Genomic DNA, 18,578 nt, shown 5'->3' with positions numbered 1-18,578 from the left:
GCTCAGCCTGCGCATAGCGCCAGCCGCACGCAGGGTGTGATGGCTGTGAGTGCTCATGCACCGGTGCCAATTCGGTGCACCGTGGCGCGTCCATTGCGCGCAGCACGGCATGCGTGGCGGCATCGCGCTTAAGCTGAGGCCATGCCGTCCACCACCTTCCTTTCTTCGGCGCGCATCGCTGCGCTGCAACAGGCCGAGCGTGAGCGCTTCGTGGTCAGCCACCCGCAATCCCTGGCCCTGGCCCGGGCCACGCAGGCGCACTACCTGTTCGGTGTGCCCCTGCACTGGATGCGCGACTGGCCCAGCCCGGCCACCCTGTTCGTGCGCGAAGCACAGGACGTCACCCTGCAATGCGCCGATGGCTTGCAATACGCCGATTTCTGCCTGGGCGACACCGGCGCCATGTTCGGCCACAGCCCGCCGCCATTGGCCGACGCCATCGCCCGGCAGGCCTCACGCGGCCTGACCTGCATGCTGCCGGCCACCAACGCGGTGGCGGTGGGTGAGGGCCTGCAGCGCGTGTTCGGCCTGCCGTTCTGGCAGATGGCGCTGACGGCAAGCGACGCCAACCGCTTCGTGCTGCGCTGGGCGCGCGCGATCACGCGACGGCCCCAGCTCCTGGTGTTCGACGGCTGTTACCACGGTGCGGTCGACGACACCCTGGTGGACCTCGAGCCCACCACGGGTCGCACGTTGCCGCGCCCCTCGGTGCTGGGCCAGGTGCACAACCACGCCGCCTTCACCCGCGTCGTGCCATTCAACGACCTTGACGCACTGGAAGCCGCGCTGGCGCCCGGTGACGTGGCCTGCCTGCTGGCCGAGCCCGCCCTCACCAACTTCGGGCTGGTGCCGCCCGAGCCCGGATTCTGGGAAGCGGCCCGCGCGCTCTGCCGGCAACATGGTGCGCTGTTCGTCTGCGACGAGACCCACACCATTTCCACCGCGCTCGGCGGCTATGCGCGCGCGCACTCGCTCGAACCCGACTTCCTGGTCGTTGGCAAGGCCGTGGCCGGTGGCCTGCCCAGCGCGGTCTATGGTTTCACCACCGACATGGCCGAGCGCATGGCCGCCGCCAAGGAAGCCGCACCGGAAGGCCACAGCGGCATCGGCACCACACTGTCGGGCAACGCGCTCACGCTGGCGGCACTGGAAGCCGCGCTCGGCCACCTGCACACCGAGGCCAGCTACACCCACATGCTGGCACTGGCCAGGCAGCTCGAACAAGGGTTGCGCGAACGCATCGCACGGGCAGGCATGCCCTGGACCGTGACCCGGCTGGGTGCGCGCATGGAGCTGCAATTCATGCCCGGCACCCCCCGCAACGCTCAGGACGTGCGTGAACATGCACAGGCGGAACTCGAAGCGTTCACACACCTGTTCATGCTCAACCGGAGCGTGCTGCTCACCCCCTTCCACAGCATGATGCTGATCTCGCCCGCGACCCGCACCGGTGATGTCGATCGCCTGCTGCAGGTGTTCGACGAGCTGCTCGTCGTGCTCGCGGTGGATTGAGCCTCAGGCCTCGCCCAGGCCGATCGGGGCGGGCACCCGCATCACGATGCGGGTGAAAAGACGGTCAAACTGCGGGTCGCGCGGCAGGTGCGGGTTCAACGGATCGGCATGGCTGGTGAACGCCTCGTCGAGCACCACCCAGTCTTCGTCCGCCAGCTCGGCTTCGGCCACGGGAAGCAATGCCGTTTCCTCCAACCGCATGTGGTCGAGGTAGAACTTCACATAGCGTGTCGCCTCCGCCTCGAACGCAGCGCGGTACAGCTCCCCCATGTATTCCCAGGCCATGAGCAGGTGCATCAGTTCGCGCACCCGCATTTCACCGCTCATATGGTCGCGCTCCAGCTGCTCGATGACCGGCAACAAACGGGGCGCTGCGCGCGCCAGGCGGGGAAACAGGAGATTGGATTCTTTCGGGTGGTGGTTCTTCTCGGGAAAAGCGTCGATGTAGAACAGCATCGCCCGCAACACATCGAAATAACGCTCGGGACTGCCCATGCCGGGCGCATCGGGACCCATGCGCACCATCTGTGCGAGCGACTGCAGCATCGCGCTCAGTCCGGCGTGTTCATCGCGAATCACGCGCACGGCGTCGTGTGTCATGGGAGGTCTCCTCGGGAAGACCCAAGCATCGCGCAACATCACCGGTCGCGCATTGATGTGTGTCAATCCGCAGGCACACGGACCTTGCGCCGGGGCGGCCGCCAGCGCCGCAACAACAGCGCATTGCTCACCACACTGACCGAACTCAGTGCCATCGCGGCACCTGCTACCACCGGGCTCAGGAAACCGAGCGCGGCCAGCGGAATGCCCGCCACGTTGTAGGCAAACGCCCAGAACAGGTTCTGGCGGATCTTGCGCACCGTGCGGCGCGAGATATCGAGCGCGGCCGACACCAGCATCGGGTCACCGCGCATGAGGGTGATACCCGCTGCATGCATGGCCACGTCGGCGCTTGCGCCCTGGCTGTGGCTCATGGCCATGCCCACGTCGGCAGCGGCCAACGCTGGCGCGTCGTTTACGCCATCGCCCACCATCGCCACCACGTGCAGGCGATCACCCACCACCGCTGCACGCAGCCGGCGAACCATCGACGCCTTGTCGCCGGGCAGCACATCGGCAATCACCTCGTCGTGATCGGCCCGCAGGCCCAGCCTCGCACCCATGGCCAGGGCCGCCCCCCGGTTGTCACCCGACACCATGAACAGACGCATGCCCTGCGCCCTCAAGTCCGCGATGACCTCGGCCGCACCGGCCTTGGGTTCATCCCCGAAGGCCAGCAAAGCCAATGGTGCCCAGGTGGCCGCCGCGGCCGCGTCACCGGGCGTCTGGCTGGCCAGCACCGACACCGTGGCGCCTTCGGCTTGCAGGGCACGGGCCCGCGACTCCAGCGGGCCCAGGGAAGCCCCCAGCTCCATCATCCAGCGCAGGCTGCCCAGGGCCAGCAATGCGCCTTTCACCCGGCCCTGGCTGCCCCGACCGGACACAGCCTGTACCTCCAGCGCGGCATCGGATGGCACGTCGATCGACCGCGACGCGGCCGCTTCCAGCACCGCACGTGCCAGCGGATGCGCGCTCTGGGCCTGCAACGCAGCAGCAGCCTGCAACACCGCAATTTCATCCACACCGGGTGCGGCTTCGATTTCCAGCAGGCGTGGATGCCCCTCGGTCAGCGTGCCCGTCTTGTCGAAGGCCACCGTGTCGACCTTGTGTGCGATCTCCAGTGCTTGTGCATCCTTGATCAGGATGCCATGTTGTGCCGCCACCCCCGTGCCAGCCATGATCGCCGCCGGCGTGGCCAGACCCAGGGCGCAGGGGCAGGCGATGACCAACACCGCCACCGCGTGCAGCAAAGCCTCTTCCAGCGGCGCACCCGTCCACAACCAGCCCAACAATGTCGCCAGTGCGATGACCAGCACCACGGGCACGAACACCGCCGCGACCTGGTCCACCATGCGCTGCACCGGTGCCTTGGCTGCCTGGGCGTCCTGCACCAGGCCGATGATGTGCGCGAGCACGCTCTGCGCGCCGATCGCACGCACCCGCACATCCACAGCACCCTCGCCATTGAGCGAACCGCCGGTCACCGCATCGCCCTCTTCCTTGGGCACCGGCATGGCTTCACCGGTCAGCATGGACTCGTCGGCCTGCGTATGACCTTGCACCACCGTACCGTCGGCCGCGAAACGCTCGCCTGGCAGCACACGGATCACATCACCCGGCAGCAGTTCGTCCACCGCCACATCGGTGGCCTCGGTGCGGCGCACGCCGTCCGGCAGCAGGTGGGCCCGATCGGGTCGCAATGCATGCAGTGCGCGAATGGCCGTGGTGGTCTGGCGCTTGGCACGCGCCTCCAGCCACTTGCCCAGCAGCACCAGCGTGATCACCACCGCCGACGCTTCGTAGTACAGGTGCGGCATATCGCCTGGTGCGGCACGCCACCACAACCAGGTGGACAACGCCCATCCGGCTGTCGTACCGATCGCCACCAGCAACTCCATGTTGCCGGTCAGTGCCTTGAGCGCATGCCAGCCGGCACGGTAGAAGCGGGCACCCAGAACAAACTGCACCGGCGTGGCGAGCAGGAATTGCGCCCAGGCCGGCAACATCCAGTGCCGCCCGAACAGATCACCCACCATGGGCAACACCAGAGGCGCCGACAGCACCGCCCCCACCAGCACCGGCAGCAGATCGCGCGGCACACCCATCACGCGGCCGTCGTCCTCTTCGTCCATGGCCTCGATCGTGCGAGGCTCGTAGCCGGCATCCCGCACCGCACGTTTGATGCGCGCCAGCGATTCGGTTGCGTCCACGCCAGACAAGGTCACACGTGCCGATTCCGTGGCCAGGTTCACTGTCGCGTCACTCACACCGGGCTGCTTCATGAGTGCCTTCTCGACCCGCGTCACGCAGGAAGCACACGTCATGCCGCCAATGCCCAGGTCGATCCGGGTTGGTGGATAGGTGGAAAAGACCGCACTGCCGTCGGGTGGTGGGACCGTGATCGTGTTCATGGAAGCCAGCATAAGCTTTGCCATCGTGGGAAGGTCAAGCGCTTGTAGCGAACTGTGACGACGCGACCAGACGCTTGACCTTGACACCATGTCAAGGTCCAGAATGAACGCATCCCCAACCCATCCTGAAAGGAAGACACCATGAAACAGATCCTTGACGTCCAGGGCATGACCTGCGGCCACTGCGAGAAGGCCGTGACCACGGCCATCAGGCTCCTGGATCCCCGGGCTGAAATCACCATCGATCGCAGGCAGAATCGCGTGGAGGTGGACACCGATCAGCCGCGCGAAGCCCTGGCTGAAGCGATCCGGGAAGAAGGCTACACCGTGGCAGGCTGATGGCCATGCCCACCGATCGCCTTCTGACCCAGCTCGCCCAGGCGGGCGGACAGCACCTCGACGATGAACGGGTACCGTGGCCAGTGAACATCGGCAAAGCCGCGCAGCTCAGCGGCATTTCACCCAAGATGCTGCGCCACTACGAAACCCTGGGCCTGCTCGCGGCGGTACCGCGCACCGACAGCAACTACCGTCAGTACAGCCAGGCCGATGTGCACACACTGCGTTTCATCCGCCGGGCGCGCGACATGGGTTTCAGCCTGGAAGCCATCACCGAGCTCGTGAGCCTCTGGCACAACCGCCGACGCAGCAGCGAAAGCGTCAAGCGCATCACACAGAAGCACATGGACGAACTCGCCCAGCGCATCGAGGCCCTGCAGTCCATGCAGCGCACCCTGGGACACCTGCTGCGCCTGTGCCCGGGCGACGAGCGCCCCGACTGCCCGATCCTTGACGACCTCGAACAACCGGCTTGCACATTTGATGCAAAAAGTGGCACAAAACTTTACAAAGCCGCCACTTCAGCGGCACGGGGTGGAAACACGCGCGCCAGACACTGAAACCACTCCGCAGCCCGACACCGTGGTCCTGTGGAGGTCCTTCTTCAACCACCACCAGGAGTCCTCCATGAAATCGCTTCCGAAACGCGCCCTGATCGCCACCACACTGGCCACTGCGCTGGTCGGCACCTTCGCCAGCGCACTGGTACAGGCCTCGGCCCTGCAACCGACCGCCCGTTCGACCGGCACCACCGACAACATCACCGTCGTCGCCCAGGCCACCCCATCCGACAAATCCGTGACGAAACCCGTGGGTCCCACCGCCGAACAGCGCGAGCAGAAACGGGCCGAGCGCCACGCTCAGATGCAGAAGAGGGTTGCCGAGCGTCAAGCGGCCTTGAAGGCCGAACTCAAACTCACACCTGAACAGGAACCGGCCTGGAATGCCTTCATTGCGCGCACCCAGCCTCAGGCTGCGCCAGAACGTCCAGGTACCCGCGAAGACTGGTCCAAGCTGACCACGCCCCAGCGCCTCGACCGGATGCAGGCTCTCAAGGCCGAGCGCGATGCCGTCATGGCCAGGCGCGTGGACGCCATCAAGAGCTTCTATGCCACCCTGAATGGGGAACAGCAGAAGGTGTTCGACGCCCAGCACATGGGTGGTTTTCAGCGCACGGGCATGGATCGTGGCCCTGGCAAGCACCGCCACCATCCCCACCACGCCCAGCCAGCGGTGAAACAACCCACCTGACCGGGCCCGAAGGGCCGGGCGTTGTTTCCCCTGTCTTCTTTCTAAAGTACTTAAATTAAATAGCAGTAGTAGTAGAGGGCGCTGTCCGGTGTGGACAAGCGCCCTTTTTCTTGGCAGATCAATGACTTGGAACTCGAAAAAGGCTGTGTGAAGGGGGCAGGCGCTGCTTTTGCACAATGGGGACAAAGTGGCCGCAGAAGCTTTGCTTGTGGATAACACCTGCCTTGTTCAAAAGTTACACACAGGGTTGTGCTGCAAGCGTATGGTGGGCTGCATGAAACATGCCCTGACACCTGCGCATGGCGACTTGCCGGCACCGGCCGACCCGGCTGGTAAGATGCGCCGCTTCAGCCAGACTGCCGATCCGGTGTTCCTGCGGCTGGCCCGTTATTGGATCTGTTTCGCCCATGTCTGTCGCTCTCGTAGGAAACGCGCCCGCCACCTTCGAAATCAAGAGCGCCCACCTGCCACTGGTGGCCCTGATGCTCAAGTCGTCCGATCTCGGACGACTTGCCGAGGAGTTCGCGCAGCGCTTCGGTGATATGCCCGATTTCTTTGACCACGATCCGCTGGTCATCGATCTGCATCCCCTCAATGTGGCGGAAGCCCATGCCTTGCCCGATTTCGCGGCACTGCAGACCCTGTTGCGCCAATACCGCCTCACACCCATCGCCGTGCGTGGTGGCACCATCGAGCAGACCGCACTGGCAGCCGCCGCCGGTCTGCTGTCGGCGCCGGATGCCACCGTGCAACGCACACCACCGTCGGTGGCACCCACCGCAACTGCGAACCCCGAGCCTGTGGCACCCGCATCTCCTCCACCCATGCCTGGCGCGCTGGTGATCGACAAACCCCTGCGCTCGGGCCAGCAGGTGTACGCGCGCGGCCGCGACCTGGTCGTGATGGCCATGGTCAACCCAGGTGCCGAAGTCATTGCCGATGGCCACATTCACGTCTACGCCCCCCTGCGTGGCAAAGCCATTGCTGGCGCGCGTGGCAACGCCGATGCCCGCATCTTCGCGCTGTCCATGGCACCCGAACTCATCTCGATTGCCGGCATCTACCGCACCAGCGAGGTGGCCTTGCCCGACTCGGTCCAGGGCAAGACCGCCCAGGTCCGGCTGGTGCCCGGGCCCGATGGCGACAAGCTGGTCATCGATGCCCTTGGCACCTGAACACTCTCCCATCTCCGAACCGAAGGACCCTTCACCATGACCAAGATTGTTGTCGTCACTTCTGGCAAGGGCGGCGTGGGCAAGACCACCACCAGCGCCAGCTTCGCATCGGGCCTGGCCTTGCGCGGCCACAAGACCGCCGTCATCGACTTCGACGTCGGCCTGCGCAATCTGGATCTCATCATGGGTTGCGAACGCCGTGTGGTGTACGACCTCATCAACGTGATCCAGGGTGAAGCCAATCTGAACCAGGCACTCATCAAGGACAAGCAGTGCGACAACCTTTTCGTGCTCGCTGCCAGCCAGACGCGCGACAAGGACGCACTGAACCAGGAAGGCGTGCACAAGGTGCTGACCGACCTGACGGAAATGGGCTTCGAGTACATCGTCTGCGATTCGCCTGCCGGCATCGAGACCGGTGCGCTCATGGCCATGCACTACGCCGATGAGGCCCTCATCGTCACCAACCCCGAAGTCTCCAGCGTGCGCGACTCCGACCGCATTCTGGGCATGCTCGGTAGCAAGACACAGCGCGCCATGGATGGCAAGGAACCGATCAAGGAGCACCTGCTGATCACGCGCTACAACCCGGGACGCGTGGCCGATGGGCAGATGCTCTCGCTGGAAGACATCCAGGACATCCTGCGCATCAAGCTCATCGGCGTGATCCCCGAGAGTGAAAGCGTGCTGACCGCGTCCAACCAGGGCACGCCCGCCATCCACCTGAAGGGCACCGATGTGGCCGAGGCCTACAGCGACGTGATCGACCGTTTCCTCGGGGCCGAGAAGCCCCTGCGTTTCATCGAAGCCGAGAAAGTGGGTTTCTTCAAGCGCTTGTTTGGAGGGAGGTAAGGCATGTCGATCCTTTCCTTCCTGCTGGGCGAGAAGAAGAAGACCGCAAGCGTTGCCAAGGAGCGGCTGCAGATCATCCTGGCGCACGAGCGCAGCGGGAGGAGTGCGTCCGAACCCGACTACCTGCCGGCTCTGCAGAGGGAGTTGGTGGCTGTGATCGGCAAATACATCAAGATCAACCCGGACGACATCAAGGTTCAACTCGACCGCCAGGACAACCTGGACGTGCTCGAGGTCAAGATCGAACTGCCTGATCGCAAGTAGGACAGAGAACCGCGGTGCGGTCATTGCGGTTCTCCGGGCATCCGCGAACGAGGTTTTCATTGTCCGCAATGCATTGGTGACATTCCACCAATGTCTTGTTGCGCACGACAGCCAGGCGACGCAACTGCCTGACCGGTAGCCAGGAGTGAAGGCCCGTACGCCGCCGGGCTTGCTGCAGGTGTCTTGGCCCTCATGCCAAATAAGTTGTGTCTCGTGACCAATATTTGCTGTTTCGTTCCGCGTGAACCGACGTGCAAACAAAACGTGAAGAATTCGCCTGCTGAAAAAGGCAGGCGCGCACCCATCAGGTGTCGGCGCTCATTGAGCAACTCCTTGCTGACGAGCCATGTACTCCATGAGCCACTGGAATCAGAACGCCACACCGACCGCAAGTTCGGTTCCTTTGTCGGCCTTCCGTGTGCAGGCACCTGGCCTCGTGGGCGAGCCGCTCAGCGTCAGCGTTGCCCTTGATGCGGCCTTGTTTCTGGCGCGACGCAACGGTGAATCGCCTTGTCCTGGTGCCACAGCGTTGCGGGCAATGCTTTCGAGGAACTCCCGCTGGTTCAGAAGCCACAGGAGCTCAGAGGAAGGCGTCCCCACTTGCTGTAAGTGGTAGGCAACGACGTTCAGGGATCGCTTGAATGCAGGATCCTGGCCATCGAGATACCAGTCAAACAGGCCGTCGTCATCGCGCATCCAGAGCATGGGCGTGCCGGCTTCCATCGCGCGGTGGGCAATGTCTCTTCGAGTGCAGAAGATGAGGTCACTACCCCAGACCAGCTCATCCATCTGACTCCATCCGGGCATTCGCAGGTTCTGGCAGGACAGGTTCTCTCCAGCGCACGAAACCGCCTGCACCTGTGAGGTGCTGGTGTCGACAGTGATGAGAAGCACGGGCTTCTCGCAGGAGCGCTCCACGACCCGGCAGAACTGCACGGGAGCTGGAATGCGGATGCCCCAGCACAGCAGCATCAGCGATCGTGAAGGAGCGTGACGATGGACGGATCACATGTCAGATATTCATGCAGATCTTCTGCATGACGGGCATCACGTTGGGAACAGGTGACTTCAACCGCTTCTATCCGGCGGTCATCGCTTCGCTGGCTTTCCTGTTTCTGGGTTACACCGTGGCCACCTTTCGGGCGCAAGAGCATTTCTACATCCGACGGGTGCAACGGGAGCGGCAGGAGGAAAAGGGCTATCTCATGCAGCAGGTGGCCCATCTGCAGGAAGCGCACGCGGCCAAGGCACGCCTGCTGGCGATGGTGAGCCACGACTTGCGGCAGCCTGTGCATGCGCTCGGTCTCATGCTGGGGCGGTTGAGGCGCGAAGCCTCCCTGTCGTCCCTGCGGGTCGAGGTCGAGGCGGTCAACGAAGTGGTCAACTCCCTGTCGAAGTCGCTGACCATGCTGATGGCTGTAACCCGTCTCGATTCTGGCCAGGTCACGACCATGGACGAGACGATTTCGCTGGAGCGGATGTTTGGTTCCCTGGCCAACGAGTTCCATGAGACGGCCGCGGTGAGTGGGTTGGCGATCCGGTTCGAAGCCAACGAACTGAACGTGTTGACGGACCCCAACCACCTGCGGACGATTCTCACGAACCTGTTGTCCAACGCCATCAAGTATTCCTCGCGGGGGACGGTGCGCATGCGCGCGATCTCGCCCATTCCGCAGACCGTGGTGATCAGCGTGGAAGACGACGGCATCGGCATTCCGCCCGATGAGCTGACGCGGATCTTCGATCCGTTCGTCCGCCTTCCCCGCCGGAAAGGCATGGTGGATGGCATCGGCCTCGGCCTGGCGATCGTCAAGCAGACGGCAGACCTCATCAAGGCGCCTATTGAAGTGGAGTCCGAGTTGGGCAGGGGAACGAGCTTTTTCATCACCCTCACGCGCAGCGACGACCCCGAGGTGGTGGGCCTGCAATCCAGGGAGAGCGATCTCCGTGGTCTTCGCATCGTCGTGGTCGACAACGACGAGATCGTGCTGGAAAGCATGGCCCGCACGCTGGAGGAATGGGGTTGTCGGGTGATCGCCGCGAGCGACTGGCCAGGGCTGGAGGCCAAGCTCGAGATGACAGTGAGCCCGATCGATCTGATCCTGACGGACTTCCACCTCGATGCCGGACTGTCGGGGTATGAGTTGATCAAGCGCGTTCGCAAACGCCAGGAGCGGCAGATTCCGTCGATCCTTCTGACGGGCGATGTGGAGATCCGCCATGGCCCCGAAAGCACGGCCGCCGCCGTGATCATCGCGTACAAACCCCTGCCTTACGAGAAACTTGCCGCGCTGATCCAGGAAACCCACGCCTCCTTCAGCAATACCCGGCCCGCGACCGACCATTGACGTCCCGGTCCGTGAGGCCCGGTCGCGCGTGCGTGAGGGGCGTCGTCGTGTTACAATACGGAATCGCCTTGAGCGACCAGCCGATCCAGGCGCAATAGCGCTGCATGGATCGTCCGCCCCCCGGCAGAAGGGGCCGCTGGTCCAGCCCCTTCAAGGTTTCGTGCCACACCGCTTTCTCACGGCATGGTGGCCCTCTTCCTCCCCGCTGTTGTCGATGCCTCTGCCGTGGCTCGTGCACTGGTGCTGGTCCGGCGCGTGTCGCGCTGGATCGATCAGGTGAACCGGCGGGGCACCCCGGCATGGGGCTGCCACCTGTTTTGTTTCGGGCCCTATCGACGCCACGGCATCGCCCGCGCGTCGGGCCCACTGATGCTTTTGATGATTCATACGAACGACCTTGCAACCCGGGCGACGAAACCGTCTCCCCTCATCCTGGGCAAGTACCGCATCGCGGCCCTGCCCCGCGCCCTGCCCGGCGGACTGTTCGCCGCACAGGTGTCCATCGCCAGCGGACACGGCAGCGCGTCCACGGACCGGGTGATCCGGTTCGACAGTGCTTTTCTCACACAAGCCGCCGCAGCCGACTACGCACTGGCGCAGGGCATTGACTGGGTGCACGACCGCGATTCGGCGTGCTCGAGCGCCTTTCCAAACTGACCGATACACTTCATACCCAAAGGAAATACCATGGCCAAAGAAGAACTGATCGACATGATGGGCATCGTCAACGAAGTGCTGCCCGATACGCGCTTCCGCGTCACGCTGGACAACGGCCATCAGCTGATTGCCTACTCCGCTGGCAAGATGAAGAAGAACCACATCCGCATCCTGGCGGGTGACAGGGTCTCGCTGGAACTCTCGCCCTATGACCTGACCAAGGGCCGCATCAACTTCCGTCACATCGAAGGCCGCGGCCCGATGACCCCGCGCAAGCCGCGCTGATTTTTCTTCCTCAGTAGAAAAGGGCCTGCAGGTCGGCGCTGCTGCGCCGACCGACGTCGCTGTGGTGGCCCGACAGCCATGTGCTGCCATGTGCTCGGCCGAGTGCAAACAGCATCTCGAAAAAGCGCATGCTCGCCGCGACCTTGCTCTCGGTGCTCAGTTCGCGCATCACTTCGCCGGCCTCGATGACGTGAAAATGCGTTCCCGCCAGGCGGCGGTCGAGCTCGCCCCGGCGCCACCATGAACTGCGCGCCGCGCGTTCGCGAAGGTGGGCGAACATGCGCATCTCGCGCAGGAACGTTGCGTTGAAAGCCAGCTCCATCATCCGGCTCTTGATGTCCGCCGCCGACTGGGGCGTGGCGCTGTGCTTCAGCGGCGCCAGCATCACCAGCACGATGTCGCGCGCACGGCATTCGTGAAACAGTGGAAACACCGCCGGGTTCGCCGCGTAACCCCCATCCCAGTATGGCTCGCCGTCGATCACCACGCTGCGGTGCATGGTGGGCAGGCAAGCCGATGCCAGCACCGCGTCGGGCGTGAGCTCGGGCGCGCGGAACAGCCGCAGCTTGCCGGTGTTGACGTTGGTCGCCGCCACGAACAGCTTCACCGGGCTGTGCACGCGCAGGCGATCGAAGTCGACCTGCGCCGACAGGATCCTGCGCAGTGGGTTGAGGTCGAAAGGGTTGAGCTGCTCGGGCGAAAAGTAGTGTGTCCATTGCAGCATCAGCTGCATGGCGGGTGCTAGCCGCATGTCCTTCCCGTCGGCCGTGGGCATGGCCACCTCGAACGGCATGCTGTCGGCCACGGCGGTCCAGAAGCGGCGCAGGGCGCTGCGTGCACCGTCGGGCCCGCCGGCCATCAGGCCTTGTGCCAGCAGCACCGCGTTCATGGCACCCGCGCTGGTGCCACTCACGCCATCGAACATCAGGCGGCCATCTTCCAGCAGTGCGTCAAGCACACCCCAGGTGAAGGCGCCGTGCGCACCACCGCCCTGCAGGGCGAGGTTGACGGTCGGGGTGTTGCGCCAGTGCAGGGCCATGCGGATCAGCGGTGGGCGCGTCGCGAGCGCACGGCCGCGGCCAGGCCGTGCAGGACCGGCACGGTCTGTTCAAAGGAGATGCAGGCGTCGGTCACGCTCACACCGGCCCGCAGTGGCTGGCCCGGCACGATGTCCTGGCGTCCTTCCTGCAGATGGCTCTCGATCATCACGCCGACGATGCGCCGGTCGCCCGCGCCCACCTGCGAGGCGACGTCGGCAGCGACATCGATCTGGCGCTGGTGCTGCTTGCTGCTGTTGGCATGCGACACATCGACCATGACCTGTTCGCGCAGTCCGGCCTTGTTCAGCAGCTTGCAGGCGGCGTCGACGTCGGTCGCGGCGTAGTTGGGCTGCGCGCCGCCGCGCAGGATGACGTGGCAGTCGTCGTTGCCGCGCGTCTCGAAGATGGCAGCTTGACCCATCTTCGTCATGCCCATGAACGCGTGGGTGGCGCGCGCGGCCTGGATCGCGTCGGACGCCACTTTCACGCCGCCGTCGGTGCCATTCTTGAACCCGACCGGGCAACTCAGGCCGCTGGCCAGCTGGCGATGGCTCTGGCTCTCCGTGGTGCGCGCCCCGATGGCGCCCCAGCTGACGAGGTCGCTGATGAACTGTGGGCTGAGCAGGTCGAGGAACTCGGTCCCGACCGGTAGACCGAGCGCCAGCACTTCCAGCAACAGTGCGCGCGCCATCTCCAGGCCTTCGTTGATCGCGAAGCTGCCGTCCAGGTGCGGGTCGTTGATGTAACCCTTCCATCCCACCGTGGTGCGCGGTTTCTCGAAATACACGCGCATCACCACCAGCAGATCTTCCTGCAGCGCGTCGGCCTGTGCCTTGAGCCGCTGCGCGTACTCGACGGCCTGCGCGTGGTCGTGGATGGAACAGGGCCCGACCACCACCACCAGGCGATCGTCCTGCCCGTGCAGCACCCGCGAGATGGCAGTGCGGCTCGACGCCACCAGGGCCTGCGCTGCCTCGGGTGCCGGAAGCCACTCCTGCAGCAGCGCCGGCGTGATCAGCGGACGCACGGCGCCTATCCGCAAATCGTCGATGCGGGTGGTGTCGTGGGTGGAAAGGATGGTGTGGGGGGTGTGGGTTTTCATGATTTGGGGAAATGTCGGGCTGATGACAGGCGTCGGAACGGGAGCGCCTTGAGCGCCGAAAAAGTCACGCAATCCCGGATTCTGGCTCACGGCCTGGCTCAGGCGGTGGGCGGACGGGTCGAAACAGGATGTGACAGATCTGTTGCACGGATCGCTTGAACCAGGGATGAATGATGAAGACTTTGTACCTCGCATGTGTGGCACTGCTGGGGGTGCTGAACCCGCCGGCTTTCGCGAGCGCCTCGCCCGCCACGCCGCCCGTCATGCAGCTCGACGCGCCGCGCAGCGAAGTCTGGATCAATGTGGGTGGTTTCTCGCGTCACTTCTCGCGCAGCAATGGCTACAACGAGAACAACCTCGGACTCGGTGCCGAGTACCGCACCAGTCCCGAAGTCTCCTACATGGCGGGCGCGTACTACAACAGCGTGCGCAAGACGACCTCGTATGCCGCGGTGAACTGGCAACCCTGGGCTGTCGGACCGATCCGCATCGGTGGCACGCTCGGTGTGATGAACGGCTACCCGTCGCTGGCCAGGGGTGGCACCTTCTTCGCGGCCGTGCCCATGGCCACCTGGGAAGGCAAACGCTACGGCGTCAACGTCGGCATCATCCCGTCGATCGGCAAGGTCGACGGCGCGGTGATCGTGCAGTTCAAGCTGCGCGTGTACTGACGCCCGCCCCGCCCTGGCGCTCCGTGTGCGCCTGCAGGAAGCGGGGCAAGCTGGCGCGCGCGCAGCGCTGCAGAGCCATCAGAAAACCGTGGTCGGGTGCGTCCACCCCGTGCAGCACGCGCAGATCGTGCTGGATGCGCGCGAGCAGCTCGGCCGCCATTTCCGCATCGGCCAGCGCGCGGTGCGCGCGGCCCGTGCGCGGCAGCTGGAAAAAATCCACCAGCGAGCCCAGTTTGTGGCTCGGCGCCTCGGGATAGAGGCGGCGCGAAAGCAGCACGGTGCATGCGAACGCCTGTGTGGCTTCTGCGCCGGCCCGGGTCAGTTCGGCCATCCAGAAACGGCTGTCGAAGGCCGCGTTGTGCGCCACCATGGGCACGCCGTCGGCAAATCGCGCGGCCTCGCGCATCACCACGTCAGCCGGTGGCGCGGCTTCCACCATCGCGTTGGTGATGCCGGTGAGTTGCGTGATGAAGGACGGGATCCGCACACCCGCGTTCATCAGACTCTGGTAGCGGTCCACCACGCGGCCGCCCTCGGTGATCACGATCGCCACCTCCGTGGCGCGGTCGCCCTGGGTCGGCGAAATGCCGGTGGTTTCGAAGTCGATGACGGCGATGCGGGACATGGGGTCGAACTGTAGCGTGGCGCGAGCGCTACCCAAGTCAGCCCTCATCCGCCGGAGTGCGACCCGCCCCAAATGAAATAACCAGAGGCATCCAGGGTCCGGCTGCGCCGGCCCGAGATGCCGTCCCCCTCCCAGCGCCGAAGGCGCGCCAGAGAGGGGGGAAGCCGCACAGCGGCGCAAGGGGGTGTTCACTGCTTCCTGTACAGCACCATCTGCGTGCAGCGGAACAGCGCGATCGTCTTGCCGGTGTCGCGGTGCGTGACGACCGCGTCCCACACCTGCGTGGTGCGGCCGATGTGGGCGGGCTTCGCCACGCAGTCGATGGTCCCTTCCAGCGCGGTGCCCAGGTGGTTGCTCTTGAGCTCGATGGTGGTGAAACCCGTGGCGTCCTTCGGCAGGTTGGCCACGCAGCCGTAACCGCAGGCTGTGTCCGCCAGCGTGACCACGCTGCCGGCGTGAAGGAACCCGTTGGGCGCCATGGTGTGGGGCAGCACGGCCAGCTCGCCGCGCACCTCCAGTGCGCTCACTTCCGTGAACACCAGGCCGAGATGGCCCGGCAGCTTGCCGACGCCGCGTTCGTTGAACTGTGGGGTGAGGTCGTTCATTCGGGTCTCCTCTTGGTGTATGGATGATGCCGGTGTTCAGCGCGTCCAGCTGCCCATGCGGATCGCGATCGCCAGGGTGGAACCATAGACGATCAGGCTGAGCGCGACGAGCGCGAAGAGCGCGCCGGCCGGTGCCTGGAACACGTGCACGCAGAGCCAGCCTCCCAGCACCAGGATCAGCAGGCGGCCCATGCTGCCCACCAGCGGCCAGAACATCCGGCCCGCGCCTTGCGACGCGAAGAACAGCGCCAGGCCCAGACCGAAGAAGCCATAGGCGCCGCCCACGATGTTCAGGTACGAGCCACCCACGGCGAGCACCGCCAGATCCTGGGTGAAGAGGTTCATCCACAACCCGGGCGCGATGGCGGTGGCCACGCCGATGGCACCGGTGATCAGCGCCACCACCGCACCGCCCGTCCAGGCCACACGCACCGCGCGCGTCGCCTGGCCGGCGCCCATGTTGGTCGCGACCATGGCCGTGAGCGCTGTGCCGAAGCCGAAGGCGATCGGCACCAGGATGTATTCCAGCCGCGCCGCCACGCCATAGCCCGCCAGCGCCGCAGTGCCGTAGTGGCCCACGAAGCCCGTGGCCACGGCGATGGACGCGTTGCTGATCACCGGGCTCAGCGATGCCGGCAGCCCCACGCGCAGGATCTCGCGCCACAGCGGCCAACGGGGCCGCCAGGGTGTGCGCCGCAGATGCACCGCGCCATCACGGCGCAGCAGCCAGGCCACCATCACCAGCGCCGACAGCGCGTTGACCGTGAGCGTGCTCACTGCCGCACCCGCCACACCGATGCCCTTCACCGGCCCCCAGCCGAACACCAGCAGCGGGCTCAGGCCCAGGTGCAGCAGCGCCGTGGCCAGCAGCAGCACCGAGGGCAGCAGCATGTTGCCCGCGCCACGTACCACGGCGGCCAGCACGTTGGTGAACCAGATCACCGCCGCGCCCGCGAACAGCGCATTTGAATACGCGAGCGCGGCGTCCAGCGCCGCGCCATGGCCGCCCATCGCGGCAAAGATGGCGTGCCCGCCGCCGAGCATCATGGCCATGAACAACAGGGCCAGCAGGGCCGCAATCAGCAAGGCCTGCTGGGCCAGACGGCTGGCGTCGTCGCTGCGCCCCGCCCCCAGAGCGCGTGCCACGGCGGCCGTCGTCGCACCGCCGATGCCGCCGGCCGACATCTGCAGCATCAGCATCGACAGCGGAAACACCAGCGCAATGCCCGCCAGCGCGTCGGCCCCCACGCGCCCGAGGATGTAGCCGTCGTAGCCAATCACGATCGTCATCGCGAACAGCCCCATCACGTTGGGTGTGGCCAGGCGGAACAGCGTGGGCAGCAGGGGCGCGTGCAGCATCTCCTGCACGCGGGCCTGTGCGGGGTGGGTGTGCGGGGTGCGGGGTGCGCACAGGCAGAACGGCGCTCATGAACCGGCCCGCTCAGGCGCGCGGATCGCGCAGGTACACGCCAGGGTCTGCCGAGAGGCCGCGCTTGACCTGCTGCGTGAGTTCATCGCCCAGCACTTCTTCAGCACCCGCCTCCAGCGCGTCGAACGCACGTCGCACGATCGCTTCGGGTGTCGACTTCGGCATTTCGATGCCGTGCGTGAGGCCCGTGTCCACAAAACCCATGTGCAGCGCCATCACCTGCGTCCCCTGCGCGCGAAGCTCATGGCGCAAGCCGTTCGTGAGCGCCCACGCGGCCGACTTGCTTGCGCCGTACACCGCCAGCAGGGGCGAGTTGATCCAGCTGGCGACCGACAGCACATTGACCAGCGCGCCACCGCCATGGGACGCGAGCACGGGCGCGAAAGCCTGGCTCACGCGCAGCGGACCGAAGAAGTTCGTCTCCAGCTGCGTGCGCGCCGATTCGATGCTGCCCTCGGCCAGAAAGCCGCCGAACGACGCGATGCCGGCGTTGTTGATCACCAGCGTGACGTCATCTGCCCTTTGGGCGGCTGCCGCCACCTGCGCGGGGTCGTTCACGTCCAGCGCGATCGCTTCCACGCCAGGCAGACTCACGCTGGCCGGGTTGCGTGCACCGGCGTACACCTTGCGCGCGCCGCGCGCCAGCGCCTCGCGGGCAAAGGCCAGGCCGATGCCGCGGTTGGCGCCGGTGATGAGAACGGTGGCATCCTGAAGTTTCATGGTTCGCGGTTCCTGTGATGGGGCTGGGGGAGCTGCATATGACGATCGTCATATGCAGGGGTGAAAAAAAAGAAGACGGCCTGGCATGGTGTTCAGGCCCGAGGAGAAACGTCGTATTGCGCCAGCAAGGCCGCACGGTTGTCGGCCAGCAGCGATTTGCCATCGGCGTTGTCGCCGAGCGCCCGCGCCAACTGCAGCGCGCCCACGAGCTGGCTCGCGATGGCGCTGGCGGTGCCTGGCGCCGCACCCTCGGGCAAGGCGCGCTCCACTGTGGCGATCAGGTTGCGCACGCGCTGCGTGGCGGCGGTCCGCACATCGGCGGACTGGCGTGGCATCTCCGACACCAGTGCCGCCACAGCGCAGCCGTTCTCGGTGCCGCTCAGATGCCGTTCGGACAGATACACCTCCACCAGGGCACGCAGGGGGCTCGCGCCCCTCGCCTCGCGGGCGGCGTTGCCCTTGGCGATGCGCTCGGCGCTTTGCTGTCCGGCATGGGCCAGCGCCTCGGCTAGCAACGCGTCGCGGGAGGCAAAGTGCGCATAAAAGCCGCCGTGGGTCAGTCCCGCCTCTTTCATGATGTCGGCCACACCGACGCCCTGGAAACCCGCGCGGCGGATCGCGCGGGCCGCGGTGTCGAGGATGCGCTCGTGCGTCAGCGCCTTGCGGTTGGGGGTGGCTTCCATGGTGGCGCG

Annotated in this window: 21 protein-coding genes; 11 read left to right on the top strand and 10 right to left on the bottom strand. The window is 65.5% G+C overall.

What is annotated here, in order from left to right:
- Positions 1 to 141 precede the first annotated feature (141 nt).
- Entirely contained in the window at positions 142 to 1,512 is a 1,371-nt protein-coding gene (locus J2X09_RS22040) for an aspartate aminotransferase family protein (protein ID WP_204735396.1), read from the top strand.
- 3 nt (positions 1,513 to 1,515) lie between these two features.
- Here J2X09_RS22040 and J2X09_RS22035 read toward each other — a convergent pair whose 3' ends face one another.
- The gene (locus J2X09_RS22035; RefSeq protein WP_204735397.1) at positions 1,516 to 2,112 is read right to left on the bottom strand and encodes a hemerythrin domain-containing protein; all 597 of its coding nucleotides are present in this window, start codon (positions 2,110 to 2,112) and stop codon (positions 1,516 to 1,518) included.
- A gap of 62 nt (positions 2,113 to 2,174) precedes the next feature.
- Positions 2,175 to 4,523 (bottom strand): heavy metal translocating P-type ATPase, encoded by a 2,349-nt coding sequence (locus J2X09_RS22030; protein WP_204735398.1) that lies wholly within the window; start codon positions 4,521 to 4,523, stop codon positions 2,175 to 2,177.
- A 141-nt stretch (positions 4,524 to 4,664) separates the two neighbouring features.
- Between J2X09_RS22030 and J2X09_RS22025 the strand changes: the two genes are divergently transcribed.
- From J2X09_RS22025 to minE, 6 genes are all read left to right on the top strand, one after another.
- Entirely contained in the window at positions 4,665 to 4,862 is a 198-nt protein-coding gene (locus tag J2X09_RS22025) for a heavy-metal-associated domain-containing protein (protein WP_204735399.1), read from the top strand.
- Between the two features lie 128 nt (positions 4,863 to 4,990).
- Positions 4,991 to 5,422, top strand: a complete 432-nt coding sequence (locus J2X09_RS22020; RefSeq protein WP_374726525.1) for a MerR family DNA-binding protein — start codon at positions 4,991 to 4,993, stop codon at positions 5,420 to 5,422.
- A 67-nt stretch (positions 5,423 to 5,489) separates the two neighbouring features.
- Positions 5,490 to 6,113 carry a Spy/CpxP family protein refolding chaperone gene (locus J2X09_RS22015; RefSeq protein WP_310309404.1) on the top strand — a complete coding sequence of 208 codons (624 nt, stop codon included), beginning with the start codon at positions 5,490 to 5,492 and terminating at the stop codon, positions 6,111 to 6,113.
- A 407-nt stretch (positions 6,114 to 6,520) separates the two neighbouring features.
- Positions 6,521 to 7,288: a septum site-determining protein MinC gene (gene minC, locus J2X09_RS22010; protein ID WP_204735400.1), complete on the top strand. Its 768-nt coding sequence runs from the start codon at positions 6,521 to 6,523 to the stop codon at positions 7,286 to 7,288.
- A gap of 36 nt (positions 7,289 to 7,324) precedes the next feature.
- Positions 7,325 to 8,140, top strand: coding sequence for a septum site-determining protein MinD (gene minD, locus J2X09_RS22005; protein ID WP_204735401.1), 816 nt, complete (start codon positions 7,325 to 7,327; stop codon positions 8,138 to 8,140).
- 3 nt (positions 8,141 to 8,143) lie between these two features.
- A complete protein-coding gene (minE, locus tag J2X09_RS22000) occupies positions 8,144 to 8,404 on the top strand; it encodes a cell division topological specificity factor MinE (RefSeq protein ID WP_204735402.1) in 261 nt (86 codons plus the stop codon).
- Positions 8,405 to 8,773: 369 nt separating this feature from the next.
- Here the strand turns inward: minE and J2X09_RS21995 are convergent, their stop codons facing one another.
- The gene (locus tag J2X09_RS21995; protein WP_204735403.1) at positions 8,774 to 9,376 is read right to left on the bottom strand and encodes a hypothetical protein; all 603 of its coding nucleotides are present in this window, start codon (positions 9,374 to 9,376) and stop codon (positions 8,774 to 8,776) included.
- A gap of 50 nt (positions 9,377 to 9,426) precedes the next feature.
- Between J2X09_RS21995 and J2X09_RS21990 the strand changes: the two genes are divergently transcribed.
- From J2X09_RS21990 to infA, 3 genes are all read left to right on the top strand, one after another.
- Entirely contained in the window at positions 9,427 to 10,752 is a 1,326-nt protein-coding gene (locus J2X09_RS21990) for a hybrid sensor histidine kinase/response regulator (RefSeq protein WP_204735404.1), read from the top strand.
- Between the two features lie 183 nt (positions 10,753 to 10,935).
- Positions 10,936 to 11,409: a hypothetical protein gene (locus J2X09_RS21985; protein WP_310309401.1), complete on the top strand. Its 474-nt coding sequence runs from the start codon at positions 10,936 to 10,938 to the stop codon at positions 11,407 to 11,409.
- Positions 11,410 to 11,439: 30 nt separating this feature from the next.
- Positions 11,440 to 11,694, top strand: a complete 255-nt coding sequence (infA, locus tag J2X09_RS21980) for a translation initiation factor IF-1 (RefSeq protein WP_204735405.1) — start codon at positions 11,440 to 11,442, stop codon at positions 11,692 to 11,694.
- A gap of 10 nt (positions 11,695 to 11,704) precedes the next feature.
- Here infA and J2X09_RS21975 read toward each other — a convergent pair whose 3' ends face one another.
- Positions 11,705 to 12,733, bottom strand: a complete 1,029-nt coding sequence (locus tag J2X09_RS21975) for a patatin-like phospholipase family protein (RefSeq protein ID WP_204735406.1) — start codon at positions 12,731 to 12,733, stop codon at positions 11,705 to 11,707.
- Between the two features lie 5 nt (positions 12,734 to 12,738).
- Positions 12,739 to 13,836 (bottom strand): 3-deoxy-7-phosphoheptulonate synthase, encoded by a 1,098-nt coding sequence (locus J2X09_RS21970; RefSeq protein ID WP_204735407.1) that lies wholly within the window; start codon positions 13,834 to 13,836, stop codon positions 12,739 to 12,741.
- Positions 13,837 to 14,006: 170 nt separating this feature from the next.
- Here J2X09_RS21970 and J2X09_RS21965 point away from each other — a divergent pair, with 170 nt between their 5' ends.
- Positions 14,007 to 14,507, top strand: a complete 501-nt coding sequence (locus J2X09_RS21965; RefSeq protein WP_204735408.1) for a hypothetical protein — start codon at positions 14,007 to 14,009, stop codon at positions 14,505 to 14,507.
- Here the strand turns inward: J2X09_RS21965 and J2X09_RS21960 are convergent.
- From J2X09_RS21960 to J2X09_RS21940, 5 genes are all read right to left on the bottom strand, one after another.
- A complete protein-coding gene (locus tag J2X09_RS21960; RefSeq protein ID WP_204735409.1) occupies positions 14,488 to 15,132 on the bottom strand; it encodes a 3'-5' exonuclease in 645 nt (214 codons plus the stop codon). The two genes, J2X09_RS21965 and J2X09_RS21960, sit on opposite strands and share 20 nt — an antisense overlap.
- Before the next feature lie 188 nt (positions 15,133 to 15,320).
- The gene (locus tag J2X09_RS21955) at positions 15,321 to 15,737 is read right to left on the bottom strand and encodes a PaaI family thioesterase (RefSeq protein WP_204735410.1); all 417 of its coding nucleotides are present in this window, start codon (positions 15,735 to 15,737) and stop codon (positions 15,321 to 15,323) included.
- A 36-nt stretch (positions 15,738 to 15,773) separates the two neighbouring features.
- Positions 15,774 to 17,096 (bottom strand): MATE family efflux transporter, encoded by a 1,323-nt coding sequence (locus J2X09_RS21950; RefSeq protein WP_204735411.1) that lies wholly within the window; start codon positions 17,094 to 17,096, stop codon positions 15,774 to 15,776.
- An 82-nt stretch (positions 17,097 to 17,178) separates the two neighbouring features.
- Positions 17,179 to 17,886 (bottom strand): SDR family oxidoreductase, encoded by a 708-nt coding sequence (locus J2X09_RS21945; protein WP_204735412.1) that lies wholly within the window; start codon positions 17,884 to 17,886, stop codon positions 17,179 to 17,181.
- Between the two features lie 92 nt (positions 17,887 to 17,978).
- Entirely contained in the window at positions 17,979 to 18,569 is a 591-nt protein-coding gene (locus tag J2X09_RS21940; RefSeq protein ID WP_204735413.1) for a TetR/AcrR family transcriptional regulator, read from the bottom strand.
- Between the last annotated feature and the right edge of the window lie 9 nt (positions 18,570 to 18,578).

Source organism: Hydrogenophaga laconesensis (assembly GCF_031457235.1).
Classification (GTDB): Bacteria; Pseudomonadota; Gammaproteobacteria; order Burkholderiales; family Burkholderiaceae_C; genus Hydrogenophaga; species Hydrogenophaga laconesensis.
Note: the sequence above shows the minus strand (reverse complement) of the source record. Positions and strands in the feature narration are given on the sequence as shown.

Excerpts from the sequence above, each read along its gene's own strand:
- J2X09_RS22040 (WP_204735396.1), top strand. The coding sequence starts at position 142 with ATGCCGTCCACCACCTTCCTTTCTTCGGCGCGCATCGCTGCGCTGCAA.
- J2X09_RS22035 (WP_204735397.1), bottom strand. The coding sequence starts at position 2,112 with ATGACACACGACGCCGTGCGCGTGATTCGCGATGAACACGCCGGACTG.
- J2X09_RS22030 (WP_204735398.1), bottom strand. The coding sequence starts at position 4,523 with ATGAACACGATCACGGTCCCACCACCCGACGGCAGTGCGGTCTTTTCC.
- J2X09_RS22025 (WP_204735399.1), top strand. The coding sequence starts at position 4,665 with ATGAAACAGATCCTTGACGTCCAGGGCATGACCTGCGGCCACTGCGAG.
- J2X09_RS22020 (WP_374726525.1), top strand. The coding sequence starts at position 4,991 with ATGCTGCGCCACTACGAAACCCTGGGCCTGCTCGCGGCGGTACCGCGC.
- J2X09_RS22015 (WP_310309404.1), top strand. The coding sequence starts at position 5,490 with ATGAAATCGCTTCCGAAACGCGCCCTGATCGCCACCACACTGGCCACT.
- minC (WP_204735400.1), top strand. The coding sequence starts at position 6,521 with ATGTCTGTCGCTCTCGTAGGAAACGCGCCCGCCACCTTCGAAATCAAG.
- minD (WP_204735401.1), top strand. The coding sequence starts at position 7,325 with ATGACCAAGATTGTTGTCGTCACTTCTGGCAAGGGCGGCGTGGGCAAG.
- minE (WP_204735402.1), top strand. The coding sequence starts at position 8,144 with ATGTCGATCCTTTCCTTCCTGCTGGGCGAGAAGAAGAAGACCGCAAGC.
- J2X09_RS21995 (WP_204735403.1), bottom strand. The coding sequence starts at position 9,376 with ATGCTGCTGTGCTGGGGCATCCGCATTCCAGCTCCCGTGCAGTTCTGC.
- J2X09_RS21990 (WP_204735404.1), top strand. The coding sequence starts at position 9,427 with ATGCAGATCTTCTGCATGACGGGCATCACGTTGGGAACAGGTGACTTC.
- J2X09_RS21985 (WP_310309401.1), top strand. The coding sequence starts at position 10,936 with ATGGTGGCCCTCTTCCTCCCCGCTGTTGTCGATGCCTCTGCCGTGGCT.
- infA (WP_204735405.1), top strand. The coding sequence starts at position 11,440 with ATGGCCAAAGAAGAACTGATCGACATGATGGGCATCGTCAACGAAGTG.
- J2X09_RS21975 (WP_204735406.1), bottom strand. The coding sequence starts at position 12,733 with ATGGCCCTGCACTGGCGCAACACCCCGACCGTCAACCTCGCCCTGCAG.
- J2X09_RS21970 (WP_204735407.1), bottom strand. The coding sequence starts at position 13,836 with ATGAAAACCCACACCCCCCACACCATCCTTTCCACCCACGACACCACC.
- J2X09_RS21965 (WP_204735408.1), top strand. The coding sequence starts at position 14,007 with ATGATGAAGACTTTGTACCTCGCATGTGTGGCACTGCTGGGGGTGCTG.
- J2X09_RS21960 (WP_204735409.1), bottom strand. The coding sequence starts at position 15,132 with ATGTCCCGCATCGCCGTCATCGACTTCGAAACCACCGGCATTTCGCCG.
- J2X09_RS21955 (WP_204735410.1), bottom strand. The coding sequence starts at position 15,737 with ATGAACGACCTCACCCCACAGTTCAACGAACGCGGCGTCGGCAAGCTG.
- J2X09_RS21950 (WP_204735411.1), bottom strand. The coding sequence starts at position 17,096 with ATGCTGCACGCGCCCCTGCTGCCCACGCTGTTCCGCCTGGCCACACCC.
- J2X09_RS21945 (WP_204735412.1), bottom strand. The coding sequence starts at position 17,886 with ATGAAACTTCAGGATGCCACCGTTCTCATCACCGGCGCCAACCGCGGC.
- J2X09_RS21940 (WP_204735413.1), bottom strand. The coding sequence starts at position 18,569 with ATGGAAGCCACCCCCAACCGCAAGGCGCTGACGCACGAGCGCATCCTC.